This window comes from Ochrobactrum teleogrylli, assembly GCF_037482325.1.
GTDB lineage: Bacteria > Pseudomonadota > Alphaproteobacteria > Rhizobiales > Rhizobiaceae > Brucella > Brucella teleogrylli.
The window spans coordinates 932,817-950,456 of record NZ_JBBHKQ010000002.1 but is presented as its reverse complement, the minus strand read 5'-3'; the positions used below and the strand labels follow the sequence as shown (position 1 = coordinate 950,456).

Here is a 17,640-nt window from a genome sequence, read left to right as displayed (position 1 = left end):
GCCTTAGAAGCTGACCTTCACCCGGCCAATAACCGAGCGGCGGTCGCCTTCATAGCAGCTGACAGTATCTTCACAGGTGGTGAAATACTTCTTGTCGAAAAGGTTCGTCGCGTTGAGCTGGAAGGTCATGTCCTTGTATTTGTAGCTCACACCGGCGTCGACCAAAGTGCGGCCGTCAACCTTGACGGTGTTGGCCTTGTCACCATAGCTGGAACCGACATAACGCACGCCGCTGCCCAGGCTCAAGCCTTCCAAAGCGCCGCTGTTGAATGTGTAGTTCAGCCATGCCGAAGCCTGATGTTCAGGCACCATCGTCGACTGCTTGCCGATATAGGCGGCGGCGTCTTCGGTGATTTCGGTATGGGTGTAGGTATAGGACCCAATGAAGTCCCAGCCATAGGAAAGGTTGACTTTGCCTTCCAGTTCCAGACCGCGTGAATGGACCTCGCCGGTTGCCTGCGGGCCATCGATGTAGCTGTAGGAAACAACATTCGACTTCACGATGTCGAACCACGCCATCGTGAACAGGCCGTCAAATTCCTTCGGCTGGTATTTGACGCCGGCTTCCCACTGACGCCCTTCCGACGGATCGAAGGTGTTGCCGCTATTGTCCGTGCCAAGATTTGGAACGAAGGATTCCGAATAGCTGACATAAGGCGCAATCCCCCATGGCGTGACATAGGTGACACCTGCACGACCGCTGAACTTGCCGATATTCTGGTCGGTATCGCTGTCGTCGAGACGATTGTGATTGTCGAGGTTCAGCCAGTCATAGCGACCGCCGAGTGTGACGATCCAGCTGTCGTTGAACTTGATCTGATCCTGCGCATAGACACCGGTCTGATTGTATTTCTGACGATAGCTCTGCGTCAGCGTCGTTGGCACGGCGATCGGAATACCGTAAGACGGGTTGAACGGGTTGAGGCTCGGTGCCGGGTCACGATATTGCGTGACATCGGAGTTGGAATAGGAATAGTCAAGACCGAGCAACGCTTCATGCGCGATATTGCCGGTTTCAAATTCGGCAACTGCCTGATTGTCTACGACAAAGCCGCTCATATTCTCGTCGAAACGGCGCGCCTGCCGGGTAATCCCCGTCGGTCCGAGACCGAGCGCCAGCACATTGTCGAGAAGGAAACTCACCTGACCGTAACGCAGGTTCTGCTTCAACGTCCAGGTGTCGTTCAGATGATGTTCGAACTCATAGCCGATACTGCCCTGCTTCTGCACGCTTCTGTTGAAGTCGGGATCACCAACCAGAATATTCGGAGAGTTCGGATAGAGATTGCTGATCGTGGCGGGCAGAACGCTGCCGCCGCTGTCATCACGCAAAAGCTGGCCGGAGACGGTCAGCGACGTGTCGGCGTCCGGCGCCCAGGTGAGCGACGGCGCAAACATGTAGCGGTCGTCCTTGACCTCGTCTCCATTGGAATATTCGAACTGCGTATCGCTTTTGCGCACCACGCCGATCATACGATAAAGCAGCGTCTTGTCCTCATTGACCGGCCCCGTCAGATCGACGCCGAACTGCTTGCGGTTATAGCTGCCATATTCCACCGAGGCTTCATGGAAGGCTTCGGCCTGCGGCTTCTTGGTGACGCGGTTGACCAAACCGCCAGCATCGCTCTGGCCATAGAGCGATGACACCGGGCCGCGCAGCACTTCAATCGAATCCAGCTCATAGGGATCGGTGCGGAAGAAGGTGTAGCTGTTGGAAAGCTGGCGCAGCCCATCCTGATAGGAGCTTGTGGACTGGGCGTTGAAGCCACGCATCAGGATCCAGTCATAACCTTTCGGGTCGGGGCCATAGGTTTCAATGGTCACGCCCGGCACATAGCGCAGGATTTCCGTCACGCTTTGCGCATTCTGGGTTTCGATCTGCTTGCGGCTGACCACCGAAACCGACTGCGGCACTTCAATTAAGGGCGTATTGGTCTTGGTTGCGCCTCTGGAGTTTTCGACCACAACGCTGCCCGATGTATCGCCTGCCACTGCGCCTTGCAGAGTAATCGTGTCGAGAAGCAGCGAACCGTCCGCAGCCACGGCTACCGCGTCGCCAGCCTGTTGGGCTGAAATGGTCACGGTGTTTCCGCGAATGCGATAGGACAGGCCCGAGCCGGACAGAATGCTGTTCAGCGCTTCCGAGCGGGTGAGCGAGCCTTTTGCGCCAGTGGAATTCTTGCCGCGCACGATATTGGCATCGTAGAAAAGCTGGACGCCGGTATTATTGGAATATTGCACCAGAGCCTTGGACAAAGGCTGCGCCGCAATATTGAAAGATATACGCTGCACCTGTTGCCCGGCACCTGCGGCCTGCGCCCAGACCGGGTTGGTCGCAAACGAAACGACGGCAACCAGTGCGCTTGCTGCCAGAAGATCCAAGAATAGCTTCGATTTGAGAAGAAGAACTGCGCGTCCCTGGCCAATCCCTGTGTGAATTCCGCTCGTCTTATCCACGCGCATGCTGCAATCCCCAATGTCTGACACCCCGCCGACGGGCGGGAAACTCTGTTTCATGGCGGCCGCCAAGCAGCCCCTCAGATGGTTAGACACCTCGGAAACGCGAACTAATGATCGGTCCGGAAAATATTTTTGATAATTCTTGTCATATTAACGCCGCGTGACGACTGTTACCCAGCCGGAAGCGTTCATAACCTTGACGGGAAGGGTTTCCGCAATGGTGGCAAGCGCCGCTTCCGCATCGCGGGTATCGAAGATCGCCGTCACCGGCATATTGCCTATTTCGGCATCGGTCAGGAAAATCCTGCCCCGGCGATAACGTTCGAGTTCCGTTAGCACACGGCGCAGCGGTACATCTTCAAAGATAACGCGATCATTGCGCCATGCTTCGACGATCTGACTGTCAGAGCGATGCGGCGCGGCGATAGTGCCACCAATGAACGTCAGCTGCCAGCCTTCATCAAGTCGAACTGGCGCAGCATCACCAAAGGCCACCGACACGGCATGTTCAACAACGGAAACGGTCACGGCATCTTCGTCCAGCTTGACATCGAAGGCTGTGCCAAGCGCGGTAATTGTGCCACCTTTGGCGGAAACCACGAAAGGGCGCGTCGCATCGGCGGCAACCTGAAAGAAGCCCTGTCCCTGATGCAGCACCAGATCGCGGCGCTTGTCCGAAAATTCGACCGAAAGGGCGGAATAACTGCCAAGCTCCACCGTGCTGCCATCGGCAAGGGTAAAGCTTCGGCGCTCGCCCACATCCGTCTTGTAGGTCGCAAACAAGCCGGGGCGCGACAGCATATAGGCACCGGGCGCCAGTACCAGCGCCGCGAAGCCGCCCAGAACGACCCCGCGCCTGCTGACACGGTTCGATCCTTTGTACCTATCATATTCCGGTTTCACGGCATCAAACCGCTGCCACAGAGCTTGCGCACGCTCATAAGCAAGCTGGTGGGCCGGATCGGACGCTATCCAGACCGAGAACGCACGCCGGTCATCGGCGCTAACGGCTTTGTCCTGCAAAAACACGAACCATTCCAGCGCTTTCATGAAAACCGGGTCAGTCTCGAAATCCTTCATGCCTGTCCACAACTGCCTTGGCTCTTCCTATGCGGAGAGCCGTTTGTCGAGTTCGGCCAGAGCCGCTACAATCTGGGTTATAACCGTATTGCGCGAAATTCCCATACGCGCGGCCACTTCATCGTAAGTGAGGCCTTCGATCCTATTGAGGACGAAAGCCTGACGGCGGCGCGGCGGCAAATCTGCGATGGCTTGCAAAAGACGTCGCAGCTCGCTGCGATATAGCGCCGTCATTTCCGGCGAAGGCGTGCCGTCGGCGTAACGCTCCGGCGCATCGTCTTCCAACTCCACATCCGCCCTGCAACGGGCGTCACGTAAGTGATTGAGCGCAAGATTACGTGCTGTGCGCTTCACATAAGCGGGACCCGGCACTTGTGCCGCATCGTCATAGTGAGAAAGCAGGTTCAGGAAGGCCTGCTGAACGACATCTTCGGCTGCGGCGGCGTTTCCGACAATACGACGCACAAAAGTCCGCAGACTAATCTGCTCGCTCTCATAAAGTTCAGTCAGATCCCAAAACCGGGAAGTCATTCCTTCGCGCGCTCCAGACAACATGTTTACAGCCGCATCTGCGAAATAGCAGCTGTCTCACGCCATAGAGGTCCGAAAAATATCGCGCAATCACAATGATTTAGAAGAATTCTAGGCGGACAAAATAAACATGCATAAATTACTCAGCTTTTATCGTTAGAAAACATCGACTTCGGTTGAAAAATACACGCGCCGGTCGTTGGCGGGGAAAGGCAACCATCAAAATTCTAATATCTTAATGTATCTAAAATATCACATAAATCGCCTTGATTGCTTGGGCGAATATTATCGAAACATCTTTAAACCGGATCTATGCCACCCTCCTGAAAGCCATACGGTGAAACATGATCGCCAGAAGCGCCGGCTCGACAAGCGGCGCGGTATAACGGTATTGCAGGCTGATAGCCTCCCTGTGCATGAATGCTCAGCACATGTGCCGTCCATCGCGCGATCTTCCGGGTCACAACACCGTCAGATACAAACCGTATGGCAAACCTAAAAATCCCATCTGTGGTCGTTGAAAATAGTTTGCGATATTAACGCTCTAACTAGTTCTTGTCGTTCGTTGTTCAGCACAATATGGTTTGGGTGTTAACTCCTGTATTGACCTTTGTTTTTGGACAGAATGCGCATGAATGACAAACGAGGTTCTGGCGCTTCGAAGCCACTTAATCCGGCAACATCATTCCACGAGAATGACCGCCCCACTTTGAAGACGATCGCGTTCATGACTGGGCTCGGTGTCACGACCGTTTCGCGCGCTTTGAAAGATGCTCCTGAAATCGGCCCTGAAACTCGAAAACGCGTTCAGCTTATTGCGCGCCAAATCGGTTATCGCCCCAACCGGGCGGGAGTGCGACTGCGCACAGGCAAGACGAACGTCATCGCACTTGTCCTCAATACACAGGACGAAATCATGGGCTTTACCAGTCAGGTCATTCATGGCGTGGCCGACGTTTTGGCCGAGACCCAATATCATCTGATCGTGACACCCTATTTCGACTCCAGAGCGCCCATTGAGCCGATACGCTATATCGTTGAGACCGGCTCCGCTGATGGTATCATTTTTTCACGTACAGAACCCGACGATCAGCGTGTGCATTATCTGATCGAGCATGATTTTCCATTCGCCACCCACGGGCGAACGGATGCAGGCATTGACCATCCATATCACGACTTCGATAATCAAGCATTTGCCCGAAGGATGGTGGGGGAGCTAAGCGCTCGCGGGCGCAAAAAGCTTGTGTTGTTGACCCCTCCAGCGCAGCTGACCTATTACCGCCATATGGTCAATGGGTTTTATGAAGGGTTGCGGGAATTTGGTTGCTTCGGTTCGCCGTTGGAAGGTGTTGATCTCGATACACCACTTGAAGATCTTCGTGTTTATATCGCCGATCTGATGAAAAGTCCTGATCGCCCCGATGGCATCATATGTTCGGGCAGCGCAGCAGCATTGGCTGTTGTTGCGGGCATTGAAGATGCCGGATTGCATATCAGTCAGGAAGTTGATGTTGCGGCGAAGCAGTCCACCCAAATTCTACGCTGGTTCCGCCCCGGCCTGATTGTGGTGGAGGAAAGTTTCAAACTGGCCGGACAACAGCTCGGCAAGGCGATTTTGGGGCGCATCAATGGAGCGGATATAAAATCGCTCCAGACGATAGGATAATGAAAGCACAAGTTGAGCTACAAGCCGTTCCGACGATCGAACGGCTTGCGCTATTCGAGAAAAGAAAAAGCTAGCTCATTGCCCGCTTTGCTTCGGCTTGTGCCGGAAGCAGTAAAGCCTCGGCGGCGGCAATATCAAACGCTTCAGGTCTTGTGCACGTTGTCGCCACCTCAACGAAACGCCCCTCCTCGCCCGATTTGAGAATGGCGAGCATGACATCGACACCATGCAAGGCGCGTTCAAGCGAACAGCGCATGTCACGGCCTTCCAGGATAGAAGTCGCCATGTCGGCCAATCCGGCTGTACGATAATTCGCCATCATGCCATTGGAATGTTCTTCATTCGCAATGCCAAATGGATGGCTCCAATTTTCAACAGTCGTCGCAGGCTGACCCGGTTTTACCACCTGCACGTCACCGCCAAAGAAGTTCGGATCGGGCAGATAGAGCGACCCTTCCGTGCCATATAGTTCCATATTTGCATGGCGATGCGACCAGACATCCCAGCTTGCAGACAATGTGATTGTCGCGCCTTGTTCAAACTCAAGGAGCGCATGGATGGTGGTTGGGGTTTCGACCGGGATGGTTTCACCGTTGCGTGGCTCCGACAGGATAGTCCGCGTCGGCGTCGCGGCTGAGGTCAGCGCCGCAACCCGTTTTACCGGACCGATCAGGTTGATCAGATTGGCAATGTAATAGGGCCCCAGATCGAGGATGGGACCACCGCCGCGCTTGAAGAAGAAATCCGGGTTCGGGTGCCAGTGCTCCATGCCATGGCTCATGACATGGCAAGTGCCCGATGTGATGCGTCCGACATGACCACGATCGACTTCACGCCGGGCAAGCTGATGCGCTCCACCAAGAAATGTGTCGGGAGCGCAGCCCACTTTGAGGTCGCGACCATCGGCGAGCGCCTTCAGCTCCAGACCCTGTTCCATGGACAAAACCAGCGGCTTCTCCGAATAGGCGTGCTTGCCTGCGGCCAGTATCTGTTTGGTGACGGCGTAATGCGCATCAGGAATAGTCAGGTTGACGACGATATCAATGTCGTCATTCTGCAGCAATTCGTCGATGGTCTGAGCCTTTATGCCAAATTCTTCAGCGCGCGCCTTGGCCGCCGCTGGATTAATATCGGCACATGCCCGAATTTCGATGGATCGAAACATCGGCGAAAGCCGCAGATAGGCCGCCGATATATTTCCGCAACCGATAATGCCGACACCAAGTGTGTTCGTCATTTCCTTCTCCAGATCAAAGTGTCTTTACGGTTTCGATGGAACGGCTGGCAAATCGCGCATCGTCCGATGGGTTGTCGTGCTCCATCACGAAATAGCGCACCGGCGTTTTGCGCAGGGCTGCAAACAATCCCGCCCAATCGACCGTTCCATGGCCCACATCTTCCCAACCGTCCTCGTTGGTCTTTTCACCGCTGACCGCAATATCCTTGACGTGCACAGCGAGGATGCGGTCACCATAGCGTTCGATCCATTGAAGAGGGTCGGCCCCGCCCTTGATGATCCAGGCGATGTCGGCCTCCCATGCGAGTTCCGGCGACGCATCGAGAATATGTTCCTGCGGAACCGAACCGTCCGGCAGCGGTCGAAATTCGAAATCGTGATTGTGCCAGCCGAACGCGTAGCCTGCCTTGCGATAGGGTTCGCCGGCAGCGGCAAGCCGTTTGCCGAACGCCTGCCAGCCTGCAACCGTATCCGGGCGGCGATCCGCATCGAGATAGGGACAAAAGATTGCTTTCATATCCGCAACCTTTGCGATCTCCAGAACACGGTCGACTTCGTTTTCCAGCATATCGAGGCCAAAATGACCGGTCGGCATGGACAGTCCGAACGTATCCAGATTTTTCTTCAGTTGCGCCGGATCGGCATAGATGCCGCCATATCCTTCGACCCTGCTGTAGCCGAGATCGCGCAGCATGGTCAAAGTTCGCTCTAAAGGTTGGAAATTGCGGGAGCTGTAGAGTTGATAGGAATAACCATTCATGTCTTTCATCCTTTGAACCTGATCCTGAATTTTAACCGGACTTCGACGAGACAAGCTCTCGCGTCACGGCGCGAACTCTTCGTGCCGTCTCTTGAACGTCAGTCGTTTCACATATGATGGAAGCGCTATCGCGCGTGTGCGTAGCTGTTCATCTAAAGCCTTTCCTCAGACTGAGAATCGAATAGCGACAGGGCGTCGGCTTTGAAGCCGATCCTGACCTTATCGCCTGCCCGATAACGCTTGCCGGCTTCGACACGCGCAGACAGCGCATGTCCGTTTAGCTTGAGCCAGACCAGACTATCCGCGCCCATCGGTTCATCCAGATCGACCGTGGCCTCGAACCCGTCTGCGACATCAAGCTTGATATGTTCGGGTCGGACACCCAGCGTCACCTTCCGCCCCTGCTCCAGCGCACCGTCATAACCGTCGAGTTGCACCGCAGCTTCGCCTATGTGGAAGACCGGCTTGCCGCTTAGCGAAGCGATTTCGCCGGAAAAGAAATTCATGGACGGCGACCCCAGAAAACCGGCAACAAAACGGTTTTTCGGGCGATTGTAGATTGTCAGCGGGTCGTCAAGCTGCTGGACGACGCCGCCTTTCATCACAGCGATGCGATCCGCCAACGTTAAAGCTTCGATCTGGTCATGCGTGACATAAATCATCGTATTGCCGAGCTTCTGGTGCAGGCGCTTGATTTCGACACGCAACTCGGAACGCAGTTTGGCATCGAGATTGGACAGCGGCTCGTCGAACAAAAACACATCAACATCGCGAACAAGCGCCCGCCCGATAGCGACGCGCTGCCGTTGGCCGCCCGACAATGCCGAGGGCTTTCGTTGCAGCAATGGTTCAATCTGGAGGATTTCGGCGGCACGTTTAATGCGTTTGTCGATCTCAGCCTTGGGCAGGCCCGCGACGCGCAAACCGAAAGACAGGTTTTTCTCGACCGTCATTTGCGGATAAAGCGCATAAGACTGGAACACCATGCCGATGCCGCGATCCTTGGGCTCTTGCCATGTAACATTGCGACCTTTGATAAAAATGCTGCCCTCGGAAATATCGAGCAGACCTGCGACACAGTTCAGCAAAGTCGACTTGCCGCAACCGGATGGTCCCAGAAGCACAAGGAACTCGCCCTCGCCGATTTCCAGATTGAGATTTTGCAGGACGTTGACCGAACCGAAATCGAGCGACAGATCCTGAATGGAAACACTGGAATTCATGAGGTTCATCCTTTCACTGCGCCCGCAGCGATACCGCGTACGAAGTAACGGCCTGATACGAAGTAAACGAACAAGGGTACGGCGCCTGTCAGAATGGTGGCGGCCATATTGATGTTATATTCCTTCACACCCTGCATGGAGTTGACGATATTGTTGAGTTGAACGGTCATCGGAAAATTCTGCGTTCCTGCGAACACTACACCGAACAGGAAATCGTTCCAAATTCCGGTCACCTGAAGGATGATCGCGACCACGAATATGGGGAACGACATCGGCAGCATGATCTGGAAAAAGATGCGCCAGAACCCCGCGCCATCGACCCGCGCGGCCTTGAAGAGTTCGGGCGGCAGAGCGGCAAAATAATTGCGGAACAGCAGTGTCAGTATGGGCATACCGAAAATCGTGTGGACGAACACAACACCAGCCAGCGTGCCGAATATGCCTAGTTCCCGCGTTATGATGACAAGCGGGTAAAGCATGACCTGATAAGGAATAAACGCCCCGAACAACAGGACCGAAAAGAAGATTTCCGATCCTTTGAATTTCCAGTTCGCCAACGCATATCCGTTGACCGAAGCAATAGCGATGGACACGATAACGCTTGGCACGGTGATCTTGACGGAGTTCCAGAATCCGGCGCGGATGCCTTCGCAATAAAGGCCGGTGCAGGCCTGGCTCCATGCCTTGACCCACGGTTCGAACGTGACTTCGACGGGTGGTGCAAAGATATTGCCGAGGCGTATTTCCGGCATGCCCTTCAATGAGGTCACAACCATCACATAGAGTGGCAAAAGGTAGTAAACAGCGGCTACAAACAGGATGCTGTAGAGCATGACGGTAGCAGGTGCAAAGTGTCGTTTCGGCTTGCGCCCCCAAGGCCGCGCAGCACTGCCTTGCGCCACGCCAAGCGGAACCTCGGTTCGCTCCAGCGCAGTTTCCATTTTCCGGTTCAGCACTGCTTCCGTCATCGCGCTTTCCTCCGGCTGTATTCGAGCATGGTCCATGGGACGAGGATGATGAGGACGGCGGTGAGCATGACCGTCGAAGCGGCAAGCCCCTGTCCAAGATTGGCCCAGCCGAACATGAAATCGTAGACATATTTGGCTGGCACTTCCGACGCTATCCCCGGACCGCCATTGGTCATGGCGACAACCAGATCGTAGAGTTTCACAATGCCGGTCGCGATCAGCACCACTGTTGTCACCAGCACCGGGCGCATCATAGGCAGAATGATGAAGAGATAGGCTTTCCACTTGGGAATGCCGTCTACACGCGCGGCCTTCCAGATTTCATCATCCACATTGCGCAATCCGGCCAGCATCAGGACCATCACCAGTCCGGTCATCTGCCAAAGCCCGGCGATAACGATTGCGTAGATGACATAGGTTCGGCTTGACAGGATCGCCATTTGAAAACTGTCGAACCCTATATCGCGAATGACTTTTTCCAACCCCAGTTGAGGGTTGAATATCCATTGCCAGACAAGTCCGGTCACAATGAATGACAACGCATAAGGATAAAGAAAGATCGTTCGAAACGTATTCTCGAAACGGATCTTATGGTCCATCAGCGCCGCCAGCAAAAAGCCAACCACCAGTGAGAACCCCATGCAGAGAACACCGTAGATTGCCAGATTGCGGACAGACACATGCCAGCGGGAAGCGCCGAAGAGCCTGACATATTGATCGAAGCCGACAAAATTCCATACCGGCAACGATTTGGAGGACGTGAAGGAATAGGCGACGGTCCAGAGTGTACAACCGATAAAGACCACGAGAACAGTCGCAATCATTGGAAGTGCTGCAATTTTCGCATTCAGATTGCGAAACATTCCGGAGGGCTTTCTGCGACTGCCCTCTTCTATAACGGCCATGTTATCCTCCCTGTCCCATTGCCGGAAAATCCGGCACTGCCCTCCTCAAAGCAATGCCAGACCTTGCAACCGAGCTAATGCGCCTGTTCGATGATCTCCGCAAACCGTTCCTGAATATCATCGACCGTCATGTCGGGATTAGAAAAGAATTCCGCCGAAAGGCTTTCGATCTGCCCCTGTGTATCGGGCGCACGCAACTGCTCAACCGACGGAACGATATTGTCCGGATTCTTCAGGATATCAATGCCTGCGCGCATGCAGCTCGAAGCCGTATCGAGGTCGATGTCGCCACGGATCGGCAGCGATCCTTTTGCGAGATTGAAAGCCACCTGCGTTTCCTTGGAAACGAGCATGCTCGCCAATTTGAGCTGGGCCTTGGTGACTTCTGGATCCTTATTCTTGGGGAAGTATATCGCATCGCCACCCGTATCGAGATATTGATGGACGCCGAGCCCCGGCAGGCAGTCATAGTCTTTCCCGGCAACCTTGCCCGCCGTGCCGAATTCGCCCTGCGCCCAGTCGCCCATGATCTGCGTACCGGCCCGGCCTGTCAGCACCATATTCGTGGCTTCGTTCCATGAGCGACCGACATACCCGGGATCAGCCAGCCCGCGTGCCTCAGCCAGCGCCTCGAAAACCTTCTTCATTTCAGGACCGCGCGCCGCTTCGGCATCCTTGTCCTTATTGACTTTGAGGTAGAGGTCCTTGCCACCAATGGCTGTCGTCAAAACCGTCAACATCCCGTTCACTTGCCAGCCATCACCGGTCGCCAGCGGCACGATGTTCTTTTCCTTGAGCTTTGGCCCCGCCGCAACGAGATCGTTCCAGTTTTTCGGCGGTTCCGCGCCAGCATCTCGAAAGGCTTGCGGGTTGATCCACATCCATTCCCAAGAATGAATGTTCAATGGCACACAATAGAGACGCCCCTCATAGGTACAGGATTCAAGCAGGCTCTTCGGGCGTATAAAATCGGCCCATCCTTCCTTTTCAGCGAGTTCCGTGAGATCGGTCATCAAACCGCCCTGAACCAGTTCTTCCGCCTGCCGTCCGTGATTGAGCTGGGTGGCGCCCATCGGATTACCGCCCAAAATACGGCTGATGATGATGGGACGCGCCGTAGAGCCACTGCCGGCGATGGCACCATCGACCCACTTATCCCCACCGAGCGTATTGAATTTTTCAGCCAGAACCTTGACCGCAGCCGCTTCGCCGCCCGAAGTCCACCAATGCGTCACTTCAAGATCGGCAGCGAATACCGATCCGGTCATTACGCAGCACACCGATGCGACCAACGTCGCGAACTTCAATCGATACATTTCATCTCCTCCCAAATCTGAAACGTTACAGGTATCGTATTCAAAACCATCTGCATTGCAAGAGTTTAATTTGGAAATGATCATAACTCACTGAATTAGCAGATTAATATCCTATTTCTTCCCAATTTTTTGGTCACGCGATCCTGCCAGAGCTCCTTGATAAAGAGAATACCCATTACATTCCAAAACATTTTCTGAAACGTTACAGATTTTATAAAACCTTGGGATTATACATCACAGCTTTGGCGTCACCACCAATCTTTCGTCTCGTTGTGCGCTGCGCACAACCTATCATCGGCGACGATAGAGGATCATCCCGGCGTGATGAAAAATGTCATTGATAAAATTGCCATCGACGATGAAACCGGTGTCGTGCCAGTATCTGATGCGGTTGCCGGACAGTTCGTAACGGCTTCGCAGGCGCGTTCTCGTATGCCACGCGCCTCCACAAATCGGGCCAGGAGTTAACGTCGGGCGTTTCCGCGCTCAATCACCCCAAGGCCGAAGTAGGTGGTTGATCGATATTCAGTTTTTGCATCGATGCGGGTTGCCCCGCTCAACGCTGCCGCCCACTCGTAAAAGAGCGGGAGGCTTACAATACATCAGCCAAGGCTTGGATGTTCAAATCATCATTGAATCGGGCACCGAGCTGGAAACGACATAGAACCCCATGGCATAGAAAATTAACTCAGCTTCCTGCCGACGGTTTTCGCGACCAGCGCCAGCGAAATGGCCCCTGCATCCGCATGTCCGATGCTCTTCTCAGCTAAGGGTCTTGCTCGACCGAGTTTCGGCACAAGTGGCGCCGTCGCGTCTGCCGCCGCCTTTGCAGTCTCTGCAGCATTGTTCCAGGCATCGGCCAACGTCTTGCCAGATGCAAACGCCCTTTCGAGCGTTTCCACGAAAGGAACAAACGCATCAACCAATGTCTTGTCGCCTGGTTTCGCCCCGCCAAGGGTTGTCACTGAATCAAGCGCGCGTCTGCCGCCGCGAACGACCGCACCATCCTCCATCTTGCCATTATCGGAAAGCTCGGTGCTCCAAGAGCGCAGCAGAAGACCCCATAGCGCGCCAGATGTTCCTCCGGCCCGGTCTGCCCAGGCGTCGCCTGCCACAGCCAATACGCTTGCAGCACCGGCACCTGCCTTAACAGCCTGATCCGCTGCATCTTTTGCAGCCGCAGAACCTCGACGCATACCTTGTCCATGATCGCCGTCGCCTGCAAAAGCATCGATACGACCAAGTTCTTCTTCGGCCTCGACCAGTACGTCGGCGACAGCGTGCAAAATACCCTGAATGCAAATGCCACCGGCCTGCCCCGCCTCATCGGCTGGAGCAAAAACAGAAACCGCATCCTCGTTGGCAATCACATCGTCGGCAGGCTCGACTGCGATTGCTTCGCCGCGGCGCAAAACCGGCGTATCGCAAGCTGCCGTCCAATAGCGTTCGAGTTCGTCATCGAGCCAAAGAAGGGTCAGCGAGCAACCTTGCATGTCGAGACTGGTAACAAACTCACCAGCTTCCGGAGCGACAACGTGAAGATCAGCTTTTTCCAGCAGCGACGCAATCGCCGTCCACAAGACGAACAGTTCTTCATATTTGGTCGCACCAAGACCGTTCAGGATAACGCCAACTTTTTGCGTTCCTTCGGGGCGTTCCGCCAGAAGTTTCTCAACCAGCAGGCTTGCCAGACCGGAGGCAGGCAGGATCGCCTCTTCCTTGATCCCCGGTTCACCATGAATGCCGAGACCAAGCGCCATCTGGCCTTCCGGTACGGTAAAGAGCGGGTGCGGAGCGCCAGGCAAAGTACAGCCTTTGAAGGCAACACCGAAAGACACAGTATTAGCATTCGCGAGACGTGCAAGGCGTTCAACCTCATCCAGTGACAGACCAGCTTCGGCGGCAGCACCGGCAATCTTGAACACGACCAGATCACCAGCAATGCCGCGCCGCTTCTCGTGCATATCCATCGACGCGCTAGCCACATCATCGGTCACGGGCACGATGCGGACGTCGATACCCTCGGCACGCAGACGTTCGGCGGCCACGCCAAAATTGAGGACGTCCCCGGCGTAATTGCCGAAGCCCAATAGAATACCGCCGCCCTTATGCGCCTGCCGGCAGATACGCGCCACCGCCGCCGTGGAAGGTGACGCAAATACGTCACCGGCAACGGCTGCATCCGCGAGTCCCGGCCCCACATATCCGGCAAATGCAGGGTAATGGCCAGAGCCGCCGCCCACGACTACAGCGACCTTGCCGTGAGGCACCTTTGTGGAGCGCACAACGCCGCCACGCACGTGGCGAACATAGCGGCTAAAGATACTGGCAAAACCGGCAAGAGCGGTCGAGGCAAACTCCTCCGGCGCGTCGAAAATGGTCGTCATTAAAACAGTCCTTAATCTGGGTCATTAGCCGCGAGGCAGGATGCGGCGTAGGTAGTCACGATTTGTTGCCGCAACGGAAAGCCCGTCGCCACCATAATGTTCACATAATAGCGGACTGGCAAATCCGTGATCCAGCGCCATTCTGATCGCTGCACGATAATTGATGATCCCGCTTTCAAGGGGAGCAGGATGCGTGACGATGACACCGGACGCTGGATCTTCTGTACGGGTGTAGTTCTTGACGTGCCAGAACTTTGCGTAAGGCGCGACCTTCTCCATCATCTTCTGCCAATGCTCGACCGGGCGGTGCAGACGAATGAGATTACCCAGATCGGCATTGATCCCAACATTTTCGAGACCCACGTCCTCAACAAAACGAACTGCGCTGTCCGCAGTGCCGAGATAAGTATCCTCGTACATTTCAAGCGACAGCTCTATACCAAGCTCCTCTGCGTGGCGACCGAGTTCGCGAATGCGTTCAACAGCCTTGTTCCAGATAGCCGGATCGTCAGGATTCTTCGCTCCATCGACCGTCCAGAACCACAATGCCTGTTTCTGCGCGTCCGTCAGCGGTTCAAAAAGCCCGAAGGAAACGCAACTGGCGCCGACTTCCTTGGCCGTGTCGATGACCTTGTGCCCATAGGCCAGATATTCGTCGCCGTGTCGTGCATCGATCACGCTGCGCCGCGAGGTGGAAATCGCAGGTATCGTGAAGCCAAGCGATTTGGCGACCGACATAAACTCGTTAAGACGGGCCGGGGACAAATCCGCCAGCCGCAACCAGCTGTCAGTTGGATCGAGTTCGGTAAACCCTGCATCCGCAACGTCAGACAAAGTGCGCGCCCAATCTTCTGGCGACTGATCCTGCACCGAACTGCCATCCGGCAGCATATTGGGATACTGGATCATCGCCGCTGCAATCGGCCAGGTTTCACGTGTCCATTTGGATGTCGTCTGTTTCAACTTGTGTTCCTGTTCTTTTGTGTGATCCATCAAAGTCACGCCATATTGCTGTTACCGGAGGAAATTTCGGTTTTTCGGCTGCGCAGTTTGGCAATACCCCAGAAGATGGCGGGAGAAACAAGCAGGAAGACGCCGAGCGTCATTAACGACGCAACCAAGCCATTCGACCAGAATATGGAAAGTTCGCCGCCGGACATCATCATCGACTGACGGAATGCATCTTCTGCCTTGTCTCCGAGAACCATGGCGAGAACCAACGGCGCCAGCGGATAATCTAGTTTCTTGAAGATATAACCCAGCACCCCGAATGCGATAACCAGCCAGACGTCGGTTATCGAGTTGGCGACCTGATAGGCACCGGAGAAAATGACCGCAACAATGATCGGTCCGATGATCGAGAACGGCACGCGCAGAATAGATGCGTAGAGCGGCACGGTCGCGAGTACCAGAATAACGGCGACGATATTGCCAAGATACATGGACGCAATCAGGCCCCACACGAAATCCGGACGATCCGTGAACAATGTCGGGCCGGGAGTGAGGCCCCAGATCATCAGGCCGCCCATCATCACAGCAGCGGTAGCCGAACCCGGCACGCCAAGCGCAAGCATCGGGAGAAGCGCAGATGTACCGGCTGAATGGTCAGCGGTTTCCGGTGCCACGATACCGCGAGGGTCCCCCTTGCCGAACTTCGATTTATCACGGGCGGAACGACGGGCCACGCCATAGCTCATAAAGGATGCGGCCGTTGGCCCGGCGGGTGTTATGCCCATCCAGATACCGATCAGCGTCGATCGTGCAAGCGTAAACCAGTAGCGCGGCATTTCCAGCAGCGTACGCCCAATCTCACCGAGACGCACCCGCGCCTTGATTCCATCAAAGCGTAACCCCTCTTCCGTCGTCAGCAACAATTCGCCGATCCCGAACAGGCCCATCACTGCAATCAGAAAGGAAATACCCTTGATGAGTTCCGGTATCTCGAATGTCAGGCGCAAATTGCCCGAGATCGTATCCATGCCCACCGAAGCAAAAGCAAAACCGATCATCATGGAAACGAGCGTCTTGAAGGGCGATTGAGCGCCCATGGATATGAAGCTGGCAAAAGCCAGAAAATAAACAGCGAAATATTCAGGCGATGAAAACCGCAGGGCGAAATTGGCAACCCAGCTGGAGAGCAGTGTAATCATCACCACGCCCGCCAGTGCTCCGATACCAGCGGAAACGAATGCCAGCGTCAAAGCGCGGCTCGCATGTCCGGCCTTCGCCATCGGATAACCATCGAACGTGGTGGCAACAGAGGAAGGCTCGCCTGGAATATTGAACAGAATGGACGTTGTCGATCCGCCGAACAATGCTCCCCAATACATACAGGAAAGCAGAATAATCGCGGAAATAGGGTCCATCGTGAATGTCAGCGGCAAAAGCAGGGAAACGCCATTGGGCGCGCCCAATCCCGGCAGGACGCCAACCAGAATTCCAAGCGTCACACCCAGCATCATCAACAGAACATGATTGAAACTGAGTATATGCGCGAAGCCATCCATCAAGAGACTGAAGTTTTCCATGTCTTTCCTCCAAAGACATCGGACTTTCCGGTATCAATAAATGCCGAAGAAAGCCTCGACCGGGCCTTTAAGGAGCGGAACCTTGAAGCCGATTTCAAAAATGACGAAAAAGAACAGGGAAATGGCGATACCGGCTGATATGGAAGCCCACCACTTGTAGCGTCCCTGAAACATCATCGCTCCAGCGATGTAGAGTGCCGTGCCGACATACAACCCGAGAACCGAGGATATGGCAGCGAAGGCAACGAGCGGCAAGGCGAAACCGAAAACCGGTTTCAGCCGGGAGAGTTCAACGAAGACTTCCCCGCTACCGCGATGTTTTACAAATGCCACACCGAGATTGACCGCACTTCCGAACATGATCAGCAGCCCGATGTAGAACGGAAAATAACCCGCATCCGGCCCCATTTCCGTCCAGCCTGTACCGGCCTGTTGTGCGCCGAAACAGACCGCCGCTCCCAGCGCGCCTGTCAGGAGAGCAACGCCCATCTCGATGACGAAGCGGGAAATGCCGCCTTCACCTTTATCACTCATGGGATGAACCCCTTTGATGAATGATGCAGACGCCATCGGCGTCTG

General features: G+C 55.0%; 15 protein-coding genes. 1 reads left to right on the top strand and 14 read right to left on the bottom strand.

Going from position 1 to position 17,640, the window contains the following annotated elements:
- Nucleotides 1-3: 3 nt before the first annotated feature.
- From WIX40_RS21950 to WIX40_RS21940, 3 genes are all read right to left on the bottom strand, one after another.
- On the bottom strand, nucleotides 4-2,382 hold the full coding sequence (locus tag WIX40_RS21950) for a TonB-dependent siderophore receptor (RefSeq protein WP_339442172.1): 2,379 nt from the start codon (nucleotides 2,380-2,382) through the stop codon (nucleotides 4-6).
- Nucleotides 2,383-2,610: 228 nt separating this feature from the next.
- Nucleotides 2,611-3,540 (bottom strand): FecR family protein, encoded by a 930-nt coding sequence (locus WIX40_RS21945; RefSeq protein WP_339442170.1) that lies wholly within the window; start codon nucleotides 3,538-3,540, stop codon nucleotides 2,611-2,613.
- 27 nt (nucleotides 3,541-3,567) lie between these two features.
- The gene (locus tag WIX40_RS21940) at nucleotides 3,568-4,071 is read right to left on the bottom strand and encodes an RNA polymerase sigma factor (RefSeq protein ID WP_339442169.1); all 504 of its coding nucleotides are present in this window, start codon (nucleotides 4,069-4,071) and stop codon (nucleotides 3,568-3,570) included.
- 631 nt (nucleotides 4,072-4,702) lie between these two features.
- Here WIX40_RS21940 and WIX40_RS21935 point away from each other — a divergent pair.
- Nucleotides 4,703-5,737, top strand: coding sequence for a LacI family transcriptional regulator (locus WIX40_RS21935; RefSeq protein ID WP_339442167.1), 1,035 nt, complete (start codon nucleotides 4,703-4,705; stop codon nucleotides 5,735-5,737).
- Between the two features lie 70 nt (nucleotides 5,738-5,807).
- Here WIX40_RS21935 and WIX40_RS21930 read toward each other — a convergent pair whose 3' ends face one another.
- The 11 genes from WIX40_RS21930 to WIX40_RS21880 all read right to left on the bottom strand — a co-directional run bounded on the left by WIX40_RS21930 (nucleotide 5,808) and on the right by WIX40_RS21880 (nucleotide 17,595).
- Nucleotides 5,808-6,974 (bottom strand): Gfo/Idh/MocA family protein, encoded by a 1,167-nt coding sequence (locus tag WIX40_RS21930; protein ID WP_339442166.1) that lies wholly within the window; start codon nucleotides 6,972-6,974, stop codon nucleotides 5,808-5,810.
- 13 nt (nucleotides 6,975-6,987) lie between these two features.
- Nucleotides 6,988-7,734 (bottom strand): sugar phosphate isomerase/epimerase family protein, encoded by a 747-nt coding sequence (locus WIX40_RS21925; RefSeq protein WP_124916195.1) that lies wholly within the window; start codon nucleotides 7,732-7,734, stop codon nucleotides 6,988-6,990.
- Nucleotides 7,735-7,886: 152 nt separating this feature from the next.
- Complete coding sequence (locus tag WIX40_RS21920; protein ID WP_371834164.1) at nucleotides 7,887-8,957, bottom strand: ABC transporter ATP-binding protein; 1,071 nt, start codon at nucleotides 8,955-8,957, stop codon at nucleotides 7,887-7,889.
- Between the two features lie 5 nt (nucleotides 8,958-8,962).
- Complete coding sequence (locus WIX40_RS21915) at nucleotides 8,963-9,925, bottom strand: carbohydrate ABC transporter permease (RefSeq protein ID WP_371834163.1); 963 nt, start codon at nucleotides 9,923-9,925, stop codon at nucleotides 8,963-8,965.
- Nucleotides 9,922-10,830: a carbohydrate ABC transporter permease gene (locus WIX40_RS21910; RefSeq protein WP_339442162.1), complete on the bottom strand. Its 909-nt coding sequence runs from the start codon at nucleotides 10,828-10,830 to the stop codon at nucleotides 9,922-9,924. Before WIX40_RS21910 ends, WIX40_RS21915 begins: the two co-directional genes overlap by 4 nt.
- Nucleotides 10,831-10,904: 74 nt before the next feature.
- Nucleotides 10,905-12,146, bottom strand: a complete 1,242-nt coding sequence (locus tag WIX40_RS21905) for an ABC transporter substrate-binding protein (RefSeq protein WP_339442161.1) — start codon at nucleotides 12,144-12,146, stop codon at nucleotides 10,905-10,907.
- A 291-nt stretch (nucleotides 12,147-12,437) separates the two neighbouring features.
- The gene (locus WIX40_RS21900) at nucleotides 12,438-12,533 is read right to left on the bottom strand and encodes an Atu4866 domain-containing protein (RefSeq protein WP_339442397.1); all 96 of its coding nucleotides are present in this window, start codon (nucleotides 12,531-12,533) and stop codon (nucleotides 12,438-12,440) included.
- A gap of 296 nt (nucleotides 12,534-12,829) precedes the next feature.
- Nucleotides 12,830-14,533, bottom strand: coding sequence for a dihydroxyacetone kinase family protein (locus WIX40_RS21895; protein ID WP_339442159.1), 1,704 nt, complete (start codon nucleotides 14,531-14,533; stop codon nucleotides 12,830-12,832).
- Nucleotides 14,534-14,557: 24 nt separating this feature from the next.
- Entirely contained in the window at nucleotides 14,558-15,526 is a 969-nt protein-coding gene (locus WIX40_RS21890) for a sugar phosphate isomerase/epimerase family protein (RefSeq protein WP_319080494.1), read from the bottom strand.
- 5 nt (nucleotides 15,527-15,531) lie between these two features.
- Nucleotides 15,532-17,061, bottom strand: coding sequence for a tripartite tricarboxylate transporter permease (locus WIX40_RS21885; RefSeq protein WP_121539219.1), 1,530 nt, complete (start codon nucleotides 17,059-17,061; stop codon nucleotides 15,532-15,534).
- Nucleotides 17,062-17,094: 33 nt separating this feature from the next.
- Nucleotides 17,095-17,595 (bottom strand): tripartite tricarboxylate transporter TctB family protein, encoded by a 501-nt coding sequence (locus WIX40_RS21880; protein WP_339442156.1) that lies wholly within the window; start codon nucleotides 17,593-17,595, stop codon nucleotides 17,095-17,097.
- Nucleotides 17,596-17,640 lie beyond the last annotated feature (45 nt).